Below are 21,778 nucleotides of genomic sequence, written 5' to 3'. Positions count from 1 at the left end.
AGCTCAAGGGGGCGGCCCGGCTGGTGGCCCAAGCCCGGCACTCTGCGGCGTCCGGCTACGTGGTGGCCAGCATCGACGCCTCCGGGTGCGGTGACCCGCCCCGTTCCGCCGCCGACGAGCAGGCCCGCGCCGACCTCCGCCGGGCGATGCAGGCCAGCGAGCCGGGCGAGGAGATCTTCGAGTCCTTCATCGGCCCGCTGGTCGAAAAGGCGGTCCCGGAATGGCGGACCACCCTGGACGCCCACCTTGCGCTGCCCGGGATCGGCGGCCCGGTCGGGTAGTCAGGGTGGACCGCCGTCGGCATCCGCCTTGCGGTGGCCGAGCCGCGCATCGCGGCCGCCGGCTTCTTCGCCGGGGGTTACGTGCCCCGTGCCCAGCGCGAGGAGGCCCGGCAGGTCACCGTTCCCCTGCTGTTCCTGCTGCAGTGGGACGACGAAAGGAATTCCCGGCAACGGGCCCTGGACCTGTTCGACGCCTTCGGCACCACGGAGAAGACGCTGCACGCCAATCTGGGCGGACACGGCTTGACCCCGCCCTGCTGGACCGCATCGAAAGCCTGAACCAACAGGCCGGCCGCGGCTACACACCCACCGGTAACGCTCGGGTCGACGACAAGTTGGAGTCTCTGCTCGCAGTCCTCAAGCGCAGCCCGGCGTGGCAAGCGCCGGACAGCACTCACTACACCGTGCTGCTCGAACACTTCCTGCGCTTCCTGCACGACCGGTTCGACGGACAGGCCGACCTGTACGGCGACCGGACCGCCTATCTGGGGCCTGCGCCCGACAAGAACGACGGTTCGCCCGGAGCATGGCCGGAGAAGGCTGTCCAGGACGATATCCACCAGCACCTCAGCGGGGTACTCACCCCGGGCACTGTCCAGCGGGAAGTCGTCGACGTGGCCTCCGGGCGCACCGACGTCACCTACACGCCGTAGCCTGGGCGGCGGTTCGTGATCGAGGTTAAACGCCGCAAGACCAAGGCGCCCCCAGAGCTCGTGCAGCGGGACTACCTCGCTCAGGCTGCCAACTACACTGCCACCGGGCCACCGTTCGGCATGCTCCTGGTCGGCGACCACAGCAACCATCGAGGCGGATACTCCGACTTCGATGACCGGGTATGGATCACCAGCTTCGCTCGAAGCGCCACCGAAGTACCCCGCCTGATCGTGATTGGCGTCTTGCCGATTGGCCGTCCCACGCCTTCGGCTCCTCGCATGCCAACGAGCTGATCTCACGGGGCCCTCGCGGCGTGTCGGGTGCAGGTCCACTGATGCAGTCGGCTGCTGTGGGCGGGCACTGTCTTGCACAGCGTAAGCATGGAGTAGTGAGGGTGCGGCTTCAACCTGGTGGCGATGACCCACCACGTGGAGTGCGTGGCGATCCTGGAGCCCGCCGAAAAGGGTCGCTGACCGGTGAGTTCGACGAGTGTGCGTTATGTGCACCACGTGCGTTACAGGCGATATCTTGACGCATGTTCGACGCACGTGACGCACGTTTGACGCACGACTGACACGGTTTCTGGCGTGACGTCATTTGGGGTTGGCTGCCTGGGACGGAGCGCCAATCCGTGTGGAGGAGGGGTCCCGGAACGGGCGGAGGTGGCCGCCGCCCGTTGGCTCACCCCCGCCGAACCGCTTCCCGGCGATGACGTTCTGTGGCACGGGGCCGGGTGCCAGGCGAGCGCCGGGTCAGGGCCCGAAGGGAGCCCCTCGCCGATGCGAGGGGCGTCAGCCCACCGGTGTGACAGGGGCGATGACGCAGCTGGTGTTGCCTCCCTGGATGCTGCCCAGGGATCCGGCGATCACCTCGTGGGGAACTCCGAGGGGCACCGCGCTGACTTCCGACAGGCGGGCGAACTGCTCGGGGGTCAGCTGGATGTCCAGAGCGCCCAGGTAGTGATCGAGCTGGGTGAGGTTGCGCGGCCCGATGACCGGGATGAGCGAGGTCGCGGCCCGGGCGGCACGCTCCCGCACCCAGGCCACCGACACCTGGGCCGGCGTTACGCCGATCTCCTCGGCGATGGCCAGGACGGCATCTACGACGGCGGTCTTCTGGTCGGTGCTCTCCGTGTGGATGACCGCCCCCAGGTCGGTGAGGCGCCCCTTGGCGCTGCGGCGGTACTTTCCGGTGAGCAGTCCGCCGCCGAGCGGGGACCACAGGGCGGCGCCGAGTCCGAGGCTCTCGGCCATCGGCAGCAGCTCGCGGTCGGCGGTCCGCTCGACGAGGCTGTACTCGTTCTGGATTCCCACAATTGGTGCCCAGTGCTTCAGGTCCGCGAGGGTCACCGCCCGGGAGGCACGCCAGGCGGGGAAGTTGGACAGGGCGGCATGGTGGATCTCGCCGGACCGCACCAGGTCGTCGAGCCCACGCAGAATCTCGTCCATGGGCGTGAGCTCGTCGGGGAAGTGCACCCAGAGCAGGTCGATGTAGTCGGTACCCAGGCGTTTCAGGCTGGCCTGCACCGACGCGACCATGTTCTTGCGGCTGTTGCCCGTCTTGGAGACACTCGGCTGCGGCGCGGCGCCGAGGGTGAACTTGGTGGCCAGGACGAAGTGGTCCCGGTCGGCGGAGATGAACTTCCCTGTCAGCTCTTCCGACTCGCCGAACTGGTAGGTGTCCGCGGTGTCGAGGAATGTGCCGCCCGCTTCGGCGAATCGGTCGAATATGCGGCGTGCCTCGTCCGGCTCGGCGCCGGCGCCCCAGCGGGTCCCGAAGTTCGCCGTGCCGAGCGCGTACTCGGACACGCGCAGTCCGGTCCGGTGTCCGAAGGTCGTGTAACGCATCAGATGTCCTTACTCAAGGGTCGGTAGGGGCAAGTGGTGGTGCGGCGGGGCGTGCCTCACGCCGCATTCGGCGAAGCGGCCAGGCTCTGCCTGGCGTACCGGCTGGTCTCATCGGCGAGGATCTCGGGCAGGCCCGTCTCGATGGCCTACAGGGCCTGCGCGGCGACATCGGCGGGATCGGCCCTCGGGGATCCGGCGGCACGGCGGCGCTCACGGTCTTCGGTCCAGGGCTTGGGCAGGTAGAGCTCGCGGTCGACCAGAGCGTGGCCGCGCGCGGTGGCGCAGGCGGCGAGGACGCCGATCTGACAGTTCTCGGTTCGCCCGGCAGTGCCGGAGTACTGGCGCTGGACCCCGGCAGAGGTGATGCTCTTCTTCACAAAGTCCCGTATCCGACGCCTGGCCTCCACTCTGGCGAAACGGGCTCCGGTCCGCAGAAAGAGTTCTTTGAGTTCTTGTTCCCAGGCGTTCGTCGGCATGTCGTAGATCACGACGACGGATGCTCACGACACTGTCTTTACATGCGTCGCGGCCACACGTTCGCGGGACGACCCCGGCATGACCATCCCGCGACCGCCGCACACTCACTACGCTCCCCACCTCCAGACCGTTGACCAGGCAAGACACTGAACTCCGGCCGCAGTGTCAGCCTGTGGCAGTCGCCAGGAGAAGGTCCTCGTAGATCGTCGGGTCGTCGGATTCGATCACCGGGAAGCCGACGCCGTAGGAGCCTTCCCAGCGCACGTCGATCCCGGGGTTGGCACAGTCGCTGCCGTCGGGCAGGAACAGGTGCGGGCTGCACCTGACCGCCTCGGTACGGGCGACAGCGGTCTGGCCGGAGAGGGTGCTGCGGGCACGGCCGTCGTCCAGGGCCTCCGCCAGCGCCGTCACGTCGACGACGCCGGTCTGCGCGGCCACGTCCAGGATGACCTTGCGGTGGCTGACGGACCGCGACTCGGCCCAGAATGCCTTCCGCAGGCCGAGGTCGAGCTGTTCGGACGCCGCGAGGGACTGCTCCTTGGCGGCCTGGATCGCCTCCAGCGCGGGCAGCATGGTGGAGGGGTAGAGCCAGTCCTTGGCCTGCCAGAGCTGCCAGCCGGCCGCCGGCTCCAGACTGGCCATCCGGCCCACCTCGCTGTCGGTTCCGGGGCGGGGGCTGGGCGCGTCGTTGAGGAGCTCAAGGGGGAAGGCCCGCAGGTCGAAGCTGACTTGGGTTTCGAGTCCGAGCCGCTTGCGCGTGGCGTGCAGACGGTGGATGGCGATGTGCGCGAACGAACACCAGATGTCCGAGAAGACGGTGATGATGCCCGGCGGCGGTGTCAGGGGTGCGGTGGTCAACGGTGGCTCCGAGGGGTGTCGAGGAAGTGGTGGAGTGGTGGTTCAGGGCTCAGCAGTTGCTGAGGTTCGAGAGCTGAACGGTGGCTGAGAGCCGAGGGCCCGGACAGTCAGGGGGCGGCTCGGGCGCCGTGCGCGTCCAAGGCGGCTTCGAGGTCGACGTCGGCGCCCGGAAGCCACGCCGGCAGAACGGGATGCGGGCCATGGCCTCCATCAGGAAGGCGACCATCCGGCCCTCCACCGTCGGCCCGTGGGCGGACAGCAGCCGGGACGGGGAGAGGAAGGACACCGCCTGGACGGTGCGGAGGAACTTCTCCGCGTCGACGAGGGCCGTCCATGGGGCGATCGCCCGGTTCAGGACGTCGAAGCCTTCGAAGAATTCCTTTTCGTCGGCATCACCGAAGTGCTGCACGGTTTCAGGTATGACGGTGCCGAAACTGTCCGAGCTGAAGAGCGTGCCGGCCTCGTGGTCGAAGATCGCGAGCGTGCCCGGCGAGTCGAACGTGGGCGGCCGGTGGAAGCTGAGAGTCCGGTCACCGATCGACATCCGGCTCCCGGGGTTCACCGTCACCACCCGCTCGCGCGGGATGTCGAATTCCTCGGACAGCCGAGTGAGCGATATCCCGTTGGTGACGACCTTGGCGCCGGGAGCGCGGGCAAGCGTGCGCACCAGGCTCCCGGTGTGGTCCCGGTCGTCATGGGTGAGGGCGATCCACCGCAGATCCACGGGGTCCACCAGGGACCACAGGGCCTCCTCGAACGCGTCCCGGTCCACGGGCATGCCCGTGTCCACCAGCATCGGCTGCTCACCGCGCAGCAGGTAGGCGTTGACCGGTTGCCGGCCCAAGCCTGGTATCGGCAGTTCAGAGGGCAGGACGTGCAGTTCGGACCCTACGGCGTAGGTCTCCACGAGGAACAGCCTTCTCTCTCAGGGTCGTAAGAGCGCGAGCTCAGACGAGTTGGATGGCCAGCGATCCGGCGAGCAGCAGGCCGAGTCCCGTCAGACGCGGCACGCTCAGCAGGCGGGTCGGCAGCCGGAACATGCCCCGGTGGTCGATCAGGGCGGAGGTCAGCTGCTGGCCGGTCACAGTCAGCCCGACGGTCACCGCAGCGCCGATCTCGGGGATCAGGAGAAACGTGCCGGTGACGTAGCCCGCGGCGCAGGCTCCGCCGAGCCAGCCCCACCAGGGCATCGCCTTCAGCGGGGCCAGCTGCGGCTCGGGGGTCTTGCCCGTCAGGCGCAGCACCAGCAGTACGACGGCGATGGTGAGCGTGGCCACCGTGAAACTGAAGGCCGCCACTGTGATCGGGGCGCCCAGACCGTGCCGGAGCTCGGCGTTGACCGCGCCCTGAACCGGGAGCACACCGCCGGCGATGACGCCGAGGGCGATCCATCCGATCCGGCCCGGGCCCGACATCGCCGGGGCTCCGGGCGGGGCGGTCGCCTGCTGTCCCCGGATGATCACGATGATGCCGGCGAGGACCGCGAAGGCACCGAGCGCGATGCCCGGGCTCAGGCCCTTCTTCTCCAGCCCGAAGAGGCCGCCCAGGTCGAGGACCAGTGAGGAGAACATCTGCCCCGTGACGAACAGCCCGACCGAGGCCAGGGCTCCCAGCCGGGGGAAGAGCAGGATGCCACCGGTGATGTAGAGGGGACTGGCCAGGCCCCCCAGCAGATGCCACCACTCGACGTCGGGGATCTTCCCGAGTGCGCCGAATGAGCCGGTCATCGCCGCCAGGACCACCAGGAGTCCGGTGGCCACGCCCAGTTGGACCGTGGAGGCGCCGTAAGGGGTTCCCACGGCCTTGTTCAGTTGCAGGTTGACCGACGCCTGGACGGCCAGAAGGCAGCCGACCAGCAGGGCTGCCGCGAGCAGCGCAGCGTTCATCTTGTTCCCCCACACATCAAACGGACGGACGTCTCACTTAACATAGACCTCGGGATGTCAAACGGACAAGCTGTCCACTTAGAGTTTCGGGAAGTAGGGTGGCCCGCATGAGTAACGGCGACGAGCGTCCCGCCCCGCCCCCGGTCCTGCGTGGTGATCTCCAAGCGGTGCCCCGAGGCGCCACCGCACCCCGGCAGCGCGCCGACGCGGTGCGCAATCGCGCGCAGATCCTCTCCGCCGCCGAACTGCTCTTCACCGCGCACGATCCGAGCACCGTGACGATGGAGCAGATCGCGAAGGCCGCAGGCGTCGGCCGCGCGACCCTCTACCGCTCGTTCCCCGACCCGCCCTCCGTCGCCACCGCCCTCCTGGACGAGCACGAACGTCGGCTACAGGGCCAGATGATCTACGGCCCGCCGCCGCTGGGGCCGGAGGCACCCCCCGCCGAGCGCCTGGCCGCGTTCTACATCGCCTACCTGGACCTTCTCCAGCGGCATCTGCCCCTCGCATTGGGCGCGGAGACCGGGCCCGCTCGCTACGCCACCGGCGCCTACGCCTTCTGGCGCCTCCACGTACGCACCCTGCTCGTCGCCGGCGGCGCCCCGGACCCCGACGCCCTCGCCGACCTCGCCCTCGGCCCCCTGGCCCCGCAGCTCTACCACCATCAGCGCAACAACCTGGGCATCCCCCACGAGCGCATCGCCCAGGCCCTCTGCGTGTTCGCCCGGCGCCTTCTGGACCCCGGCCGACCCTGAACCCGGACTGCCCACCGCCAGGCCGCTGACAAGGCAAAACACCGAACTGTGGCTGGAGAATTACATGGCTCGCCTCCCGGAGTACTGCTCTACGGGTGCGTGATGGGCCAAACTGACCAGAGGTCGAACCGGGGACCGTCCGAATCTTCAGTCGGATGCTCTCCTCGTGAGCTACCCGCCTGGCGACCGGATGCATGCGGCATCCGCCCTGGGGAACGTCGGGGAGCGAGCAGTGGGCGCCTTGGCCGACTCCGGGCTGTCCGACTTCTTGTGACGCCGCCTCTCGTCACTTCTCTTCGGTACCGGTCCCGGCATCGCCGATCACCTTCTGCCAACATCCGCACGCCCTTGTTCAAGTTGCACCGCAAGTGCGCACGTCGCGTTCGACGGAGATCTTTAATCCGGTGTTCGAAATACTGTGTGCCCCCTACAGTGAAGCCCAATGACACTCCTACAAGTTCATGACTATGGGGGCGATGGCCCTCAACTGGTTCTACTGCACGGTTACGGACGGTCGTTCGCCGACTGGGACGCCTCGGCTGTCCTCCTCAACGCCGGGCACCGTGTCCTCGCCGTCGACCTTCCCGGGCACGGCCACTCTCCCGGTATCTCCCCCTGGACCATCCCCGCCGTGGTGCGGCACATCGCGCACGCACTCGACGCGCATGGCGTGCCGGAGGCTGTTGTGGTGGGCCATTCCCTCGGCGGAGTGGTCGCGGTCGAGTACGCCCGAGCGAACCCGGGCCGTGCCCGTGCCGCCGTGAATCTCGACGGCTTCTGGTGGGGACGCGAGTACCCCGGCGCCGACCGGGTGAGTGAGGGGCTGCTGGCGTCGGCCGGGACCATCGCGCCACCCGAGTACATCGACGAGAAGGTCATCAACTCCGCCCGGTTCGGGATTCCCGCCGACCGTGCGGCGGCCGCCGCACGCGCGGCCGCACGCCCGTTGCCCGACGGCACGTGGCAGACGCTGCCGGAACGGGCGGAGGCGCTGGAGATCTTCGACGAACTCCACAGGATCTTCGCGCTCGGTGTCACCCCATGGCTGGACGGGGTCGACTTCCCCCTGCTGCTGGTCCAGGCCGGCCGACAGCTACCGCCTGCGCCTGGCATGGAGTGGTTCGGCGAATTCAGCGCCCGGTTCGCACAAGGGGTATCCGAGGAGCTGGCCACGCTCACCCGCACCCGGCCGACGATCATCGTCAACCGGATCGATGCCACCCATCTCATGAACATGGAGACTCCAGAAGCGGTGGCGACGCTGGTCGCCGGGTTCGTTCGAGGGCTGCCCGGCTAAAGAATCCGGCACGGCTCACGCACCCGTTTTCGCCTGGTTTCCCACCGCTCGAATGCGGACTCGAAGAAGCCCCGTTGACCTGTCTGCGCAGATCAACGGGGCCTCTGCCGTGAACTTGCTGTCTATGGACGGGGGGTCGCGGACCTTGGAACCTCCGCAGAATCAGAGCTGGTCTACGCTTGCGATCCCCGACCAAGATTGCAGGGGTCTTCCACCGCAGGTCAGAGGCTTGAAGGGCGCGGAGGTTGCGGGCGTCGACGCGCCGGCCGACTCACGGGCCGGGCAGACAAGCGCACACCATCGGGTTGAGTGCCTCGATCCGTGACGCGACGACGTTTTGCCTACTCATAGGCCGCCCGATGCTGCTCGCCTACTGGCTGCCTTCGCGGAGGCGTCGGGGGGTCATCGGCCAGTTGATCGCGGGGCGACCTCACCAAATGGCTGGCCGCCCTCGCTTCCTAAAGCAGCTATCTAGGGGATGAGGACGACCTTGCCGAGGTTACGGCGCTGTTCGATGAGGGTGTGGGCTCGGGCTGCTTCGCCGAGGGGGATCTCCTCGTGTACGGCGGTGCGCAGGGTGCCCGCGTCGCGCATCTGCCAGAGCTCGCGAAGCCAGCGGTCGTAGAGTTCAGGGTTGCCGAAGGCGATGGCCCGCATCTGGAAGCCGATCATCGAGGCGCCGCGGACCAGGAGTTCGTACGCCTCCACCGTGCCGCCGCCGGAGCTGAAGGCCACCAGCCGGCCACCCGTCGCCAGAGCCCGCACGGCCGGGCCCAGCAGGTCGCCGCCGACGCCGTCGAGGATCACGTCGTACGGGGCGCCCCAGTCGACGTCCTCGTACAGGACGACCTCGTCGGCGCCCAGCCCTCGGACGAAGTCGGCCTTGTCGGCGCTGCTGACGGCGGCGACGACGCGTGCTGCCCCACCGGCCTTCGCGTACTGGAGGGCGAGCGTGCCCACTGCGCCGGCCGCCGCCGTGACCAGCACCGACTCGCCGGGCTCCATGCGCGCGGCCTCGTAGGCACCGCGCGCCACCAGCCCGCTGCGGACCAGCGCGACCGCCTCCACGGAACTCGCACCGTCCGGGATCCGGGAAGTCATGGCGGTGGTCAAGACCGCGAACTCGGCGTAGGCGTCGGCGAAGCACAGCCCGGTGACGCGATCTCCGACGCCGAAGGCGGTGACTCCCGCACCTGCGGCGACGATCTCCCCGGCGACCTCGCCGCCGAACGAGATCGGCTCGCTGCCTTCCCGCACCTTGCGCACAGTGGGCAGGGTCACCCCGACCGCCTCGACCCGGATCAGCACCTCCCGGGCTCTCACCTCGGGTCGGTCGACCTCCTCGGCGAACAGCACCTCGGGTCCACCGTTGACCTCATGGCGAATGCGCAGCACAGGACCTCCCCGATCCATTTCATTGGGCATCCCAACGATAAGCGGAAAGTCATGGGGGAGTCCAACGAATTTTGGTTAGGCTGACTGCATGACCTCAGCCCTCGAGTACATCCAGTCCCTGCCGACCTGGCTCGTCGGCCGCGTCGCGGCGCGCGGCCGGGGCCTGGTTTCCGACGCGATCGCGGGGGAGGGGCTGAAGCTCATGCACCACGCGGTGCTGGCTGCGACCGCCGAGTACGGCCCCGTCGCCCAGGCCGACCTAGGTCGCAGACTCGCCGTCGACCCCAAGGACATGGTCGGCATCCTCAACCACCTCCAGGAGGCGGGCCTCGTCCTGCGCACCCCGGACCCCGCCGATCGCCGCAAGAACGCCGTCACCGTCACGCCGGAGGGCGCGGCCCTCCTCGGTCGCTGCGCAGCTCTGGCCAAAGCCGCCAACGCCGAGCTGCTGGCACCACTCAACCCGGATGAGCAGAACCAGCTGATGGCCCTATTGACTCGGCTCCACGAAGCGCCGTAGAGCCCGGCGTGATCCGAAACCGCTCCAGCTCCTCACGGCGCGGGCGCCCAGCGCTCACGCAGTCATTACGGCTGTCAGTGCCTGCGACGTTGCCTGCGGGTGATCAATCACTGGCGGCCAGTGTTGAGGCAAGTCGTTCGAGCAGGCAGGCGAGCTGAGTTTGCTCGTCTCTGCTGAGCCCGGCGAGGAGTCGGCGCTGGTTGTCCAGGTGGACGGCGATGAGCTCGTCGGTCAGTTCGACGCCCTCGGTGGTGAGGGTGATGAGACGTCCGCGCGAATCGGTCTCGGCGACGGATCTGCTGACCAGGCCACGGGCTTCGAGTCGGTCGACTCGCTTGGTGACCGCGCCGGTGGTGACCAGGACGGTGCGGCTGAGCTCGCCTGCGGACAGGGCAAAGGGCGCCCCGGAACGTCGAAGCGCCGCAAGTACGTCGAAGTCGCCGCTTCCCAGATCTGCGGCGGCGAAGGGCGGGCGCAGTCGGTGGTCCAGTGCGTCGGTAAGCCGGAAGAGCCGGCCGGTGACGAGGATTGGTGTCGCATCGAGATCGGGCCTCTCGCGTTTCCACTGTTCGACGATGGCGGCGATGGAGTCGGGCTGCATGGCTTCCAGTATATCTTCCACGGATGATAATTTACCTTCCATGGAAGACACTATTGCTCCTCAAGCCGCCTCGGCGGTTGTCTGCTACTTCGACCCCACCTGCCCCTTCGTCTGGGTCACCTCCCGGTGGCTGCTCGAAGTCGAACGCCTTCAGCCGATCGACCTGCGCTTCCGGATCATGAGCCTGTCCGTGCTCAACGAGCACCGCGAACTCGAGCCTTGGTACCGCGAGTTCAATGACCGGGCCTGGGGCCCGGCCCGGGTGTGCGCGGCCGCCGAAGCCCTCCACGGCAACGCGGTCCTGCGCGACCTCTACACCGCGCTCGGCAGCCGCTTCCACGTGGAGCGCAACAAGGACTACGACGCAGTCATCAACGAATCCCTCGACGAGCTGGGGCTGCCCGCGTCCCTGGCCAAGGCCGCTCACACCGACGCATTCGACACGACCCTGCGCGCCAGCCACCAGGCCGGACAGGAAGCGGTCGGCGAAGAGGCCGGGACACCCGTCGTCACCGTGGATGGCGCAGGCTTCTTCGGCCCCGTCCTCACCTCCATACCCAAAGGCGAGGAGGCGATCCGGCTGTTCCAGGCCACTCGTACCCTGGCCGGGATGGGAGCGTTCGCCGAGCTGAAGCGGGGACGCGGTGCGCTCGACCTCCGCTGAACCCGGCGTTCGCACCCGCCGCCGCCTCATCGCCGCGAGCCTGGTCAGCTCGATCGGCGACGGCATCTACGTGCCGCTGACGATGCTGTTCGTCCACTCGCTCACCGGCCTGTCCCTGACGTCGACCGGCGCGGGACTCACGGTCGCCGGGCTCTGCGCGTTGGCGTTCATGCCGGCCGCAGGCGTCCTCATCGACCGATTCGGCGGCCGACGGGTACTCATCGGCGTGCTCGCGCTGCGCGCGATCGGGTTCGCCGCCTACCCGTTCGCCGACTCCTTCCCCGCATTCCTGGCGATCGCCCTAGTGGTCGCGGTCGGTATGTGGGCCTCATCGCCGAGCCAGCACACTCTCATCGGTGAGATCGCCGAAGGCGCCGAACGGGACCGTCTCCTGGCGTGGGACCGCAGCCTGCGCAACGCCGGGATGGGATGCGGCAGCCTGGCGGCAGCGGGCATGCTGATGCTGAACGGCAGCGCCGGCTTCATCGCCGCCGCTGAAGTTCTGGCTATGGTCTTCGCTGTCGCCGCGGTACTGGTGGCCCGGATCCCGAACGTCCGCAGCGACGTCAAGCGGCCGGAGAGAACACGGGACGGTTACCGGCAGGTGCTCGCCGACCGGCCCTACCTGCTCATCACGGCGGCAAATTTCCTGATCGCCTTCGGCTACACCACCCAGGCCATGGCCCTGCCGGTCTTCCTCACCCGCGATGTCGGCATGCCCGATGCCCTGGCCGGGGCCGTCTTCGCGGTCAACACCGCTCTGGTCGCCGCGCTCGGCGTCCCCGCCGCCCGCCTGGCCTTGCGCGGCAGACGTCCACGTGCGGCCGCGCTCGGCGCGGCGATCTTCGCTCTCTCCTTCGCCGCCTTCGCAGTCCTTCCTCAGTTCGTCAGCGGTCCGGATGCCATCGTCGCCGTCTTGGCGGTCGCGGTGCTCTACACCGTCGGCGAACTCGTCCACTCCGCGCCCTCGCAGGGCCTGTCGGTCCAGGCTGCCCCCGATCACCTGCGGGGACGGTACCTCTCGGTCTACCAGCTGTCCTGGTCGGTCTGCCGCACCATCGCGCCCATGCTGCTGGGATTTCTGCTCGACGCCGGACAATGGCAACTGTGGACGTTTCTCGCTCTGTTGGTCCTGACCGGCGCGGCGATCCTCCTGTACGCCGAGCGGTCGCTGCCGGCACACGCGGTCAGCACCAGCCAAGCCCCTACCACCACCGCTTCCCAGGGGGCCACGGCCTGATGGCCGAGAACCCGCACGAGATGCTCCGGTCCTTCCCGGTCCTCCCCGCCGACATGCCGTCCTTCGACGACGCGACGACTCCGCGCGACCCGGTACCTGTGTTCGAGCGCTGGCTGAAGGAGACGATCGAGGCACAGGCCCCCGAACCCCACATCATGACGCTGTCCACCACCGATTCCGATGGACGCCCCTCCTCCCGCGCACTCGTCGGCACGGACGTATCACCTGCCGGTGGCCCGGTCGAGCTTGAAGGCCCCCAGCAGGGGACCCCGTATGCGCGGTCAGGCGACCGCGATGCCCAGCCGGTGGAGGCTCCCGGGGTGCGCCCGACGACTCGTAGGCAGCCGCCGGGCCGCGCTGACCGAAGGGCGGGAAGAGCCTGATGGGTCAGCGGGCTGCCCACCGCGCGGTCATTTCGGTTCGGTTGGCGTATCCGAGCTTGGTGAGGATGCTGCGGACGTGGCTTTCCACCGTACGTTCGGAAATGATCAGCTCGTCGGCGATCTGACGGTTCGTGCGCGCCCGGACGACGAGTTCGGCGATCTGTCGCTCGCGCGGGGTGAGCGGCCCAGTGTCGTCGCGCCGGGCGGCGATCTCGCCGATGAGGTGTGCGGCGGCGGAGGGGCCGGGCAGGTCCAGCCGGTCGGCGATCGCCGCGGCCTCCCTGGCGAAGGCGGCCGCATCGGCGAGGGCGCCTTTGTCGCGTTCTACGGTGGCGAGGTTCAGGCAGGTCAGCGCCACGTATGGTCTCGCGCCGAGGGCCCGGTTGCGGATCAGCGCTTCACGGAGCAGTTCCTCGGCCTGTGCCGGTCGGCCGGTGGTGAGGGCGAGGCGGCCGAGGTCGCGGCTGACCGTGCCGGCGAAGTACGCCGTGGGTGTGCCGAGCGCTCCAGGGTACGGCCTGAACAGCGCGAGCTGGTCGTACACCAACCGTGCGGCGGCGGCGTCACCGGCCAGCTCGATCAGGTCGACCAGGTTCAGCAGCACCGCGGGCCACGTCGGGTTCGCCGTCGGGATCGGAAGCAGCGGGCGTAGCTGGTCATAGGCGTCCAGTGCTTCGTCCGGCTGCCCGGCGACGAACAGCGCCCGTGCCCGCATGGACTGGATCAGCGGGTTCTTGGGCGCGCGGTCGAGGTCGCGCCACATCTCTTCGCACAGTTCTGCGGCGTCGCCGCGCACCAGGGCAAGCTGTTGCTGCAGGACGTAGCTCATTGCGATCGCGTACTGGTCTCCGCCGGCCCGGGCGAGTCCGGTGGCGTCCTCGTTGCAGCGGCGGGCCTCGGCGAACCGTCCTTCCTGCACTGCCCGGGCCGCGCTGACGCGCAGTTGGTGCCAGCGGGTCAGCGGCAGCTTCGAGCGGTCCGCGATCGCCTCGATGCCGCGGATCGCGTCGTCCACCAGGTCGATTCGGCCCAGCAGGTAACCGGCTTGAACGCGCCACTGGTGGCCCAGGACGGCGGCCATCGGGTCACCGAGCCGCTCGGCCCTGGACACGGCCAACGCGCCCAGGCGCAGGCGTTCGGCGGTGTCGTCAGGATGGGCCAGGACCATCTGCAACGCCCGGGCGGCGTCGAGTTCGGCCCGGGCATCACCGGTGGCCTCGGCCAATTCGAGGGCGGCGCGGGCCTGCTCGGCGGCCTCTTCGAGTGAACCCAGATCGGCCGAGACGGTGGCGAGCTGAGCGAGCACCCGGGGGCGCATCGCGTCGTGCAGGTCCTCGACGGCCAGGGCCGTCTTGCACAGCCGGGTGATGGCCTGTGAGGCATGGGGGTACGTGACGCCCTGCACCACCAGGGCGGCCTCGGCGAGCAGCGCGGGTCGGCGCTTCGCCTTCGCCGCGTCGGAGGCTTCGTCGCAGTGACGCAGGCTGGCGTCGTAGTCCCCGACCAGGTACTCGGCGCGGGCCAGGTCGATGAGCGCCGACGCCCGCTGCGGGTCCGCCGCGTCGAGGACGGCGGCGGCGTCCGCCAGATGCCGGACGGCGTCCGCATAGGCGTGCCGCTCGCGGGCCAGCTCGGCGGCGGTCCGGGACCAGTGTGCTGCGGCGGCGCGGTGCGCGGGCTCCGTGCCGGAGTGCCGCCAGTGTGCCGCGATACGGGCTGCCTCGCCCGGGTTCCCGGCCTGCTCCAGTGCCCGCGCAGCCGCTTGGTGCAGAGCACGGGAGGCGGACGTGGTGGTTCGGGCGAGTACCTCCTCGCGTACCAGGTCGTGGGTGAAGCGGTAGGTGCGTCCGGTGTCGGCGCCGTTCTCCGCGGTGAGGATCCCGGCGTGCCAGGCCGCTTCCAGCGCCCGAGTGACGGCAGTAGAGCCGAGCTGCGGCAGGACCGGGGTGAGCAGATCTGTGTCCAGCGGTTCGCCGAGTACGGCCGCCGCCCGTACTACGTCTTTCTGCTCGCTGGTGAGCCCGGTCAGCAGGCCGCTGACGACGGTGCCGAGGCTGCCTGCACGGATGCGCAGTGCACTGACGAGAAGCGGCAGCCCACCCGTCCTTCGGTAGCACTGCGCCGCGTCCGCCTCCCCGACGCACTGGGCGACTTCTGCCAGTGTGAAGGGCGCCAGGCGCAGCGTCTCGGCACCGCAGCGGCCCAGTTCCGCGAGCGCCCCGGCGGGTTCCTCGGGGGCTGGTTCGCGGAATGTGCCGACAACGAGCAGTCCGCGGTCGGTGACCTCACCGGTCAGCTGCCGCAACAGATCGAGGCTGGCGGTGTCGGCCCAGTGCAAATCCTCCAGCAGAACGACGAGGGCGCGTTCGGTGGCCGCCGCGGCCAGCGCCTCACTCATCAGGGCCAGCTCCAAGAACCGCGCCGCCGCCGCGTCGGTCGGCTCCGTCGCACTCCACTGATGCTGCCGCGCCACGGCCCCGGCCCCAGTCGGCTCGGCGCTTCGCCGTCCGGGGAACCCGAGGGTGACTCCCGCCAAGCGCAGTGCGTGCTGCCACGGCCACAGGGGTGGTGCCACCGTGCCCCGGGGACAGCGGCCCCGCACGACGGTGACACGTTCACGGTCGGCGTGACGGCGCAGCGCCTCGGCCGCGAGAGTGCTCTTGCCGACGCCCGCCGGCCCCGCGAGCAGCACCACGGATCCGGAGCCCCGCGCCGTCGCCTCGACCCGCTGGGCAAGGACCGCCAACTCGGATGCCCTGCCGATGAGTTCACTTCCCACCCCGGCAGTATCCCGCAGACGCACTCGACGAGGGCCCGCGGCGACTGCGTACCACGGTTCAGTGGCAGCACTGATGCCCCGGGCGACCTGCGCACGCCACTGTTGTCGGCACACACACCCGGAGGCGGCTCGGGATCGCACCCGACTCGACCGGACACCCACCTTGCGACACCCAGGGAGAGAACATGATGGGAGCACGCCGGGCCGCCGTCGTCACGGCCGCGGCTTCGGCCGTTGCCGGCCACGGCGACACGTTCGAGGAAGGTTCCGCTCCGAACGGGCTGGACCATCCCTCGTTGCGCTCCGAAAGCCCGAGCCCCCTCGCCCCGCAGTCGCCCCCCGTACGTGGTGCCCGTGCATCGCTGCCGGCAACCCCGAGTGGCCGGTGGGCGTGGACGGCCGCGACGATGGCGGTCGTCGTCGCACTGACGGGTGTGTCATGCGCGCAGCCGAACCCCGGGTCGGACCACGGTGGCGGGCAGCAGCAGCCCAATGCGGCGCCCCCCGACCCGAAGCCCTCGGCCGGGGCCGGCCGGAGCGGCGGCGCCGCCAGTACCAAGAAGCCGACCTGCCCCACCCCCGGGCCCCTCACCAGGTCCCAGCTCCCCGCCTTCCCGTCGGCGGACAAGGTCAGCAGGATCAATCAGAACCCGTGTCTTCCCCTCGCCCCGCTGGCCGACCAGACCCTCGGCTTCGTCCCCAAGAGCGGCAGCCCGAAGTACATGAGCTTCCGCAACGGGCTCGGCCAGTTCGTCGGGAAGCTGAACGCGGCCAACGACCTCGCGGAGTGCGCCTACGAGACCGACCGCCTAGCCGTCGGGGTGTACCAGCACGACAGCACACCCTGGTCGATCGGCATGGTGGCGGTCGTCCGCAAGGACCTCAAGGGGATCGTCGACATCGGGGCCTGCTGGCTGCCCAAGCGGCTGCCGTTCCCGCTGTCGACCCAAGGCATCGCACCCGACGAGATCAAGCCGGACTACTGCGCCGACGCCGTGACCAGGAAGAGCAACGGCTACACCTTCACGATCATGTGGATCGGCTCCTCCAACGTGATGTGCGGCAGCCTCGACCACATCTACAAGAAAGCACCGTCCCAGGCGCTCCCGAAGGACCCGCCGTCCCGGCGGGGGCAGAATCGACTGGGAGGTCCCGGGAGCCTCTCCCGGCCGGCGTGAACGTCAACTCCTGTGCGGGGAGCCCGTCGTACTCGGTGCTCGCCGAACCGCCCTGGTGCTGGCTGCCTGCTGGGCGCCACCGACATCCCCGCGATCCTGATCTACAGGGCCTCGACCACAGCACGCCGGGGCCGCCGGTGACGGTCTCGGTCGCCGACACCGTGCTCGGCGCCGCCACGCTCGCCGCCGCGGTGTGGACCTGGCGCACCGGCAGTCGCACCCCCGCCCGCCTGGTCACCGCCTCCCGCATCCGATCCCTGCTCAGCGCCCTGCACGCGTTCCTGACCGTCGGTGTCCCGAACGACTTGCGGCGGGCGCGGCGCTGCAGGTGGCCGTCACGTTCGTCGCCGCGGCCCTCATGCTGGCCCGGCCGGCCCCGGCCCCGGCTCCGGACTCCCCACTCACCCGGAAGGAAACCGTCGTGAAGAACTTCCTAGCCTTTCTCGCGGCCCTGCTGCTCGCCGTCCTCGCTTTCACCGCAGTGCAAAACGGCACCCTCGCCCTGCCGCGGCAGGGCGAGGGTGCCGGTTCGGGCAACGGCAGTTCAGGGAATAGCGGCAACAGCGGCAACAGCGGTTTCGGGAAGGGGGGTGATGCCAAGGGCGGCATCACCCCCAAGCCGGGCAAGGACAGCAGTCCCAAGCCCCCGGTCAGTCCGGCCCGACTCGTTCCGAACGGGCTGCCGTGCAGCAATGGGGCGAGCTGCGGCGTGTACGGCAGCGGGTTCGCGCCCGGCGAGCTGGTCGACCTGTACTACACCTGGCCCGACAGCCGCGGCGAGACGAAATACGGCCCGAGGCAGGCCGATGACGGCGGCAGGGTCGATTACAGCGTCTTGCGCGCCATCCAGAGCGGCAACACCATCCACGTCCGGGCGGTCGGCCGGACCTCCGGGCTCACCGCGACCACCAGCTACCACGACTCTGGCCCCAACTGACCGCCTTTTTCGGCGCGGTGACCTCCCTCGAATTCCGGCTCAGCCCCGTCAAGGACATCTACGGCGGGCCGATCCTCTTCGAGCTGGACAGCGCCGGCACAGCCCTGCGCTCCTTCCGGGACTTCATCGCCGACGCGCCGGAGCAGCTCGGCGGGTTCCCGGCCTTCCAGATCGCTCCGCCGCTGCCGTTCATCCCTGAAGACCGGCACGGCGAGCCCTTCGTCCTGATCGTGTCGTGCTGGGCGGGTCTGCCGGAGGAGGGCGAGCGGGCGCTCCAGCCCTTCCACGACTTCGCCCCAGTGGTCGCGGAGCACGTCGGCGTCATGCCGTACCCGGCGCTCAACAGCGCCTTCGACGCGCTCGTGCCGCCCGGTCTCCAGCACTACTGGAAGGCCAACTTCGTGACGGAGCTGAGCGACGCCGCGATCGAAGCGCACCTGGTGCACGGCCCGCGCCTGCCCGCCGTGAACTCGACGGTCCACATCTACCCGATCAACGGCGCCTGCCACAGGGTCGCCCCGGATGCGACGGCCTTTCGCCTACCGGGACGCCTCCTTCGCCACCGTCATCGCAGGCATGTGGCCGGACCCCGCCGACAATGAGGCCAACACCGCCTGGGTCCGCGACTACTACGAGGCCACCGCCCCGCACTCGGAGGAGGGCGGCTACGTCAACTTCATGGCCGACGACGACCAGGACCGCATCCGCGCCAACTACAAGGGCAACTACGACCGCCTGGTCGAGGTCAAGCGCACGTACGACCCGGGGAACCTCTTCCACCTGAACCAGAACATCAAGCCTTGGCCTCGCCGTTTCGGTTGGGCGTGGCGGTTGTCGAGGCGGAAACGCGAAAGCGCCTTCCTGCCCAGGTGGCCCTTACGGGATCGTCTGGAGGTTCCCGGGCCGGGGCGGCTTGACCAGCAGGATTCGTCTGGCTTGCGACGCGAGGGCTGCCTCCCCGACGGCCTCCAGGCCCTTGCCCCGTACGTCGCCGATGATCAACCGGGTCCCTTGCGCGGGGCGGGCGGCGGCATACAGGTCACCGCCGATCTGAGCCTCGGCGACGGCGGACAGGTACGTGGAGGCGATGCGCAGCGGGCCGATCCGTTCACGCAGTGGCCGCGGCACCACTTGTTGCGCGGTCTCGGTCACTGAACGCAATTGGATCATCTCCTCGGTGGGCGCGGTATGGAGGAATTACGAAACGATTCCGCACAAGCTGGCGGGGAGGTGGACGGGGCTTCCGATTCCGCGATCTACGAGGCATTGGGCGGTTGCGGCTTCAGCGGGACCCGGAGCCGCCCCGGCGTCGCCCGGGGCCCTCCTCATGCGAGGAACCTCTTCGACCGGGGGTGACATCGGTCCGTGCTGAGGCCTGGGGCGGGTCTGGCCACGGCGGATGTGCGGCCCGCATTGGATCTCGTCTTGGCCGGTGCTCTCGGCCGGGCTGCGAGGGGGCGGGGGCCCGTGCATGCTGGTTTGAGGCGGTGAGTGTCGGGCCCGCCGGGCCGGCCGCCCGGGATGAGGGTGAACGCCGGTGTGGGGCGAAGGGGAAGCGTACGAGCCCTACATCGGGCGGTGGAGCCGGCAGGCGGCGGTGGAGTGCGTCCGCCGGCTGGACGTTGCGGAGGGCAGCGACTGGCGGGACATCGGCTGCGGGACGGGTGCCGTCACGCGAGCGGTCCTGGACGTGGCCGGCGCCCAGCGGGTGGTGGGAGTCGAGCCGTCGGACAGCTACGTCCGGTACGCCCGGCAGCACGTCACGGATTCCCGGGCCCAGTTCGTACGCGGCGACGCGATGAGGCTGCCGTTCCCGGATGGCCGGGCGTCGGTGGCGATCAGCGGCCTGGTCCTCAACTTCGTCCCTGCTCCTGAGCGGGCCGTCGCAGAGATGGCCCGCATCATACGCCCCGGCGGCACGCTCGCCGCGTACCTCTGGGACTACACCCAGGGAGGCATGGAACTCATCCGCTACTTCTGGGAAGCCGCCGTCTCCCTGGACGAGGGCAGCCGGGAGCTGGACGAAGCCCTCCGGTTCCCCCTGTGCGCGCCCGGTCCGTTGGAAGAGCTGCTGCGAGCGGCCGGCCTGGCGGACGTGGAGGTCGACGAGATCAACATCCCCACACGCTTCAGGGATTTCGACGACTACTGGGCCCCGTTCCTGGGCGGGCAAGGGCCTGCCCCGTCGTACCTCGCTTCACTGCCGCCGAAGGGGCAGGAGGCGTTGCGCGAGCGTCTGCGCGCTCGCCTACCCATCGAGGCCGACGGTTCGATCGCCCTCACCGCTCGCGCCTGGAACGGCCGGGGAAGACGTCCGACCCGCTGACGTCAGGCCATAGCCCCCTCTCTGGCCGCACGCAGGTATCTGGCGGGTGACGCCCGCGAGGGGAGGCTGCCGTATACGTGGCGTAACCCGGGGGAGTCTCATAAGTTGATCACGGCATGGCGCCCGAGGGCTCCGTCGGCGGTGGACGGGCCGGATTTTGGTTGGGCACCGGCCGGTCTGCCGCCCCTCGTCGGCTTGGCCGGAGACTGGACGCCCGGCTGGCCGCGTCAGTGCGTGCGGTGAGATCGCAGTTGCACGGGGGCTGCCCGTGGCTACAGTCCTCTGTCTGGTGGGCCCCGCTCCGGTTACGGGCCTAACGGCCTTCGGGGAGGGTGCAGAAAGGCCGGGACAGACGATTCGGCCTGCCGTACCTAGGGCGGAGTGGGTTGGGGTGTAACCCGACCCACTCCGTATGCGCCGTGCCAGCCGGCCGCGACGTGGTACCAAGCGACGTTCCCGTTGCATGCGCGGTCCTGGACCGTACGGGGCAGGCGGTCAGCATGAGCGGGTCGGGTCAGCCCTGTGCCTTGATGTGGTCGATGACGGTGGTGAACGCTTCGGTGGGCGAGAAGTCCACGTATTCGCAGTCCGCGAGCGCCACGGGGGCGTGCCCGGGCGGCCAGTAGAAGGCCTGGCCCGCTTCGTAGATCTCCTCCCCTTCCTTCGTCACCATCTTCAGCCGCCCTTTTAGCATGTAGCCCCAGTGCGGGCAGGCACAGAGGCCGTCGGGCAGGCCGGTCAGGGCCGGCCTCATATCGGTGCCCTTCGGGAACCGGACGAAGGCCACGGACAGGTCTTCGCCGATCGCTTGCGTACGGAGTTCGACGCCTCCGCCTTCGATCACGACCGGTGTGTCTTCCCGCGTCGTCGCCGCCATGGCCGTCTCCATTCGCAAGGGTTACGGGGAGGGTCCTTCTTCCAGGCTGGCCCCGGCGGCCGGATCGTGCCACGTCGGCGTGGCCGGTCGGTCCGGGCGCCGGTCGGCCCAGGGGCGGGCGTGTTCGAGCTGGGCTGCGAGGCGGAGGAGGGTTGCCTCGTCGCCGACGCGGCCGAGGAAGTGGACGCCGATGGGCAGGCCGCTGCCGGACCAGTACAGGGGTACGGACATGGCGGGGACGCCGGTGATGTTGGCGACGACGGCGGGGAAGGCGACGAAGGGGGCGCTCCGCTCGGCGGCGCGCAGTGGTTCGTCCTCTGTCGAGGTCATCTCGCCCAGGAGGAGCGGTGGTTGGGCCAGAGTCGGAGTGAGCCAGGTGTCGAAGGGGCTGAGGAACCGGGCGGTGGTGCGGGCGAAGTGCTGGAGTGTGGTGACGGCGAGGAGGTAGTCGCCGCCGGTGAGGCGCAGGCCGTGTTCCCAGTACGCCCGGGTGAGGGGTTCGCGGCCGAGTTCGCGGATCCAGTAGGCGAGGATCCAGGACACGTAGGCGCCGTATGCGGTGCCGATGGCGTCGCCGACGTCCGGTGTGAGGCCGGGCAGGTCGGCTTCGACGAGCTCGTGGCCCAGCCCGGCGAGGAGCCCGACGGCGTCGTCCAGGGCCGCGAGGCAGTCGGCGTGCACGCGGTGGCCGTCCGCCGGGCGCCTGCTGAACGCGATCCGCAGTCGCCCCGGCTCGTGGCGGACCTGGTCGGCGAACGATCCCGGCATGGTCGGCGCCGGGTAGGTCGCCCGGCTCGGGCCCGGCGACGGCGTCCAGCAGTGC

19 protein-coding genes and 4 pseudogenes are annotated in these 21,778 nt (G+C 69.6%); 12 read left to right on the top strand and 11 right to left on the bottom strand.

Annotated elements, in window-relative coordinates; genetic code table 11:
* Positions 1-5: 5 nt before the first annotated feature.
* Together AB5J51_RS07805 and AB5J51_RS07800 are read left to right on the top strand one after the other, a co-directional pair.
* A pseudogene (locus tag AB5J51_RS07805) lies at positions 6-560 on the top strand (alpha/beta hydrolase); the annotation flags it as partial.
* Positions 561-685: 125 nt separating this feature from the next.
* The gene (locus tag AB5J51_RS07800; RefSeq protein WP_369777271.1) at positions 686-934 is read left to right on the top strand and encodes a hypothetical protein; all 249 of its coding nucleotides are present in this window, start codon (positions 686-688) and stop codon (positions 932-934) included.
* A gap of 792 nt (positions 935-1,726) precedes the next feature.
* On the opposite strand, the gene AB5J51_RS07795 is transcribed toward AB5J51_RS07800, so the two are convergent.
* From AB5J51_RS07795 to AB5J51_RS07775, 5 genes and pseudogenes are all read right to left on the bottom strand, one after another.
* Positions 1,727-2,782, bottom strand: a complete 1,056-nt coding sequence (locus AB5J51_RS07795) for an aldo/keto reductase (RefSeq protein ID WP_369777270.1) — start codon at positions 2,780-2,782, stop codon at positions 1,727-1,729.
* A 191-nt stretch (positions 2,783-2,973) separates the two neighbouring features.
* Positions 2,974-3,258, bottom strand: a pseudogene (locus tag AB5J51_RS07790) (transposase); the annotation flags it as partial.
* 166 nt (positions 3,259-3,424) lie between these two features.
* Positions 3,425-4,117, bottom strand: a complete 693-nt coding sequence (locus AB5J51_RS07785) for a DsbA family protein (protein WP_369777269.1) — start codon at positions 4,115-4,117, stop codon at positions 3,425-3,427.
* A gap of 49 nt (positions 4,118-4,166) precedes the next feature.
* Positions 4,167-4,961: an MBL fold metallo-hydrolase gene (locus AB5J51_RS07780; RefSeq protein WP_369777268.1), complete on the bottom strand. Its 795-nt coding sequence runs from the start codon at positions 4,959-4,961 to the stop codon at positions 4,167-4,169.
* Positions 4,962-5,064: 103 nt separating this feature from the next.
* The gene (locus AB5J51_RS07775) at positions 5,065-6,003 is read right to left on the bottom strand and encodes a DMT family transporter (protein ID WP_369777267.1); all 939 of its coding nucleotides are present in this window, start codon (positions 6,001-6,003) and stop codon (positions 5,065-5,067) included.
* Between the two features lie 107 nt (positions 6,004-6,110).
* On the opposite strand from AB5J51_RS07775, the gene AB5J51_RS07770 reads away from it, so the two are divergent.
* Positions 6,111-6,758 (top strand): TetR/AcrR family transcriptional regulator, encoded by a 648-nt coding sequence (locus AB5J51_RS07770; RefSeq protein WP_369777266.1) that lies wholly within the window; start codon positions 6,111-6,113, stop codon positions 6,756-6,758.
* Positions 6,759-7,200: 442 nt separating this feature from the next.
* The gene (locus tag AB5J51_RS07765) at positions 7,201-8,055 is read left to right on the top strand and encodes an alpha/beta fold hydrolase (RefSeq protein WP_369777265.1); all 855 of its coding nucleotides are present in this window, start codon (positions 7,201-7,203) and stop codon (positions 8,053-8,055) included.
* Between the two features lie 471 nt (positions 8,056-8,526).
* Here AB5J51_RS07765 and AB5J51_RS07760 read toward each other — a convergent pair whose 3' ends face one another.
* Positions 8,527-9,450 carry a zinc-binding alcohol dehydrogenase family protein gene (locus tag AB5J51_RS07760; RefSeq protein WP_369777264.1) on the bottom strand — a complete coding sequence of 308 codons (924 nt, stop codon included), beginning with the start codon at positions 9,448-9,450 and terminating at the stop codon, positions 8,527-8,529.
* Between the two features lie 88 nt (positions 9,451-9,538).
* Between AB5J51_RS07760 and AB5J51_RS07755 the strand changes: the two genes are divergently transcribed.
* Positions 9,539-9,970 (top strand): MarR family winged helix-turn-helix transcriptional regulator, encoded by a 432-nt coding sequence (locus AB5J51_RS07755; RefSeq protein ID WP_369777263.1) that lies wholly within the window; start codon positions 9,539-9,541, stop codon positions 9,968-9,970.
* Between the two features lie 103 nt (positions 9,971-10,073).
* Here AB5J51_RS07755 and AB5J51_RS07750 read toward each other — a convergent pair whose 3' ends face one another.
* Positions 10,074-10,592 carry a MarR family winged helix-turn-helix transcriptional regulator gene (locus tag AB5J51_RS07750; protein WP_369777262.1) on the bottom strand — a complete coding sequence of 173 codons (519 nt, stop codon included), beginning with the start codon at positions 10,590-10,592 and terminating at the stop codon, positions 10,074-10,076.
* 19 nt (positions 10,593-10,611) lie between these two features.
* Between AB5J51_RS07750 and AB5J51_RS07745 the strand changes: the two genes are divergently transcribed.
* Complete coding sequence (locus AB5J51_RS07745) at positions 10,612-11,235, top strand: disulfide bond formation protein DsbA (protein WP_369777261.1); 624 nt, start codon at positions 10,612-10,614, stop codon at positions 11,233-11,235.
* Positions 11,216-12,475 carry an MFS transporter gene (locus tag AB5J51_RS07740; RefSeq protein WP_369777260.1) on the top strand — a complete coding sequence of 420 codons (1,260 nt, stop codon included), beginning with the start codon at positions 11,216-11,218 and terminating at the stop codon, positions 12,473-12,475. The genes AB5J51_RS07745 and AB5J51_RS07740 overlap by 20 nt, the downstream gene beginning before the upstream one ends.
* Before the next feature lie 387 nt (positions 12,476-12,862).
* Here AB5J51_RS07740 and AB5J51_RS07735 read toward each other — a convergent pair whose 3' ends face one another.
* Positions 12,863-15,637, bottom strand: a complete 2,775-nt coding sequence (locus AB5J51_RS07735; RefSeq protein ID WP_369777259.1) for an AAA family ATPase — start codon at positions 15,635-15,637, stop codon at positions 12,863-12,865.
* 185 nt (positions 15,638-15,822) lie between these two features.
* On the opposite strand from AB5J51_RS07735, the gene AB5J51_RS07730 reads away from it, so the two are divergent.
* The 4 genes and pseudogenes from AB5J51_RS07730 to AB5J51_RS07715 form a co-directional block, all read left to right on the top strand.
* Positions 15,823-16,815 (top strand): hypothetical protein, encoded by a 993-nt coding sequence (locus tag AB5J51_RS07730; RefSeq protein WP_369777258.1) that lies wholly within the window; start codon positions 15,823-15,825, stop codon positions 16,813-16,815.
* Positions 16,816-17,236: 421 nt separating this feature from the next.
* Positions 17,237-17,752, top strand: coding sequence for a hypothetical protein (locus tag AB5J51_RS07725; protein ID WP_369777257.1), 516 nt, complete (start codon positions 17,237-17,239; stop codon positions 17,750-17,752).
* A 17-nt stretch (positions 17,753-17,769) separates the two neighbouring features.
* The gene (locus AB5J51_RS07720; RefSeq protein WP_369777256.1) at positions 17,770-18,354 is read left to right on the top strand and encodes a hypothetical protein; all 585 of its coding nucleotides are present in this window, start codon (positions 17,770-17,772) and stop codon (positions 18,352-18,354) included.
* Positions 18,275-18,490 (top strand): annotated as a pseudogene (locus AB5J51_RS07715) (oxidoreductase); the annotation flags it as partial. The gene AB5J51_RS07720 and the pseudogene AB5J51_RS07715, both read left to right, overlap by 80 nt.
* Positions 18,491-18,679: 189 nt before the next feature.
* On the opposite strand, the pseudogene AB5J51_RS07710 reads toward AB5J51_RS07715, so the two are convergent.
* Positions 18,680-18,928, bottom strand: a pseudogene (locus AB5J51_RS07710) (serine/threonine-protein phosphatase); the annotation flags it as partial.
* A gap of 361 nt (positions 18,929-19,289) precedes the next feature.
* On the opposite strand from AB5J51_RS07710, the gene AB5J51_RS07705 reads away from it, so the two are divergent.
* A complete protein-coding gene (locus tag AB5J51_RS07705; protein ID WP_369777255.1) occupies positions 19,290-20,078 on the top strand; it encodes a class I SAM-dependent methyltransferase in 789 nt (262 codons plus the stop codon).
* A gap of 514 nt (positions 20,079-20,592) precedes the next feature.
* Here AB5J51_RS07705 and AB5J51_RS07700 read toward each other — a convergent pair.
* Both AB5J51_RS07700 and AB5J51_RS07695 read right to left on the bottom strand, forming a co-directional pair.
* Positions 20,593-20,955 carry a hypothetical protein gene (locus AB5J51_RS07700; protein ID WP_369777254.1) on the bottom strand — a complete coding sequence of 121 codons (363 nt, stop codon included), beginning with the start codon at positions 20,953-20,955 and terminating at the stop codon, positions 20,593-20,595.
* Positions 20,956-20,976: 21 nt separating this feature from the next.
* Positions 20,977-21,723 carry an amidase family protein gene (locus tag AB5J51_RS07695; RefSeq protein ID WP_369777253.1) on the bottom strand — a complete coding sequence of 249 codons (747 nt, stop codon included), beginning with the start codon at positions 21,721-21,723 and terminating at the stop codon, positions 20,977-20,979.
* Positions 21,724-21,778 lie beyond the last annotated feature (55 nt).

It is taken from the genome of Streptomyces sp. R33 (assembly GCF_041200175.1).
In the GTDB taxonomy this organism is placed as follows: Bacteria; Actinomycetota; Actinomycetes; order Streptomycetales; family Streptomycetaceae; genus Streptomyces; species Streptomyces katrae_B.
Note: the sequence above shows the minus strand (reverse complement) of the source record. Positions and strands in the feature narration are given on the sequence as shown.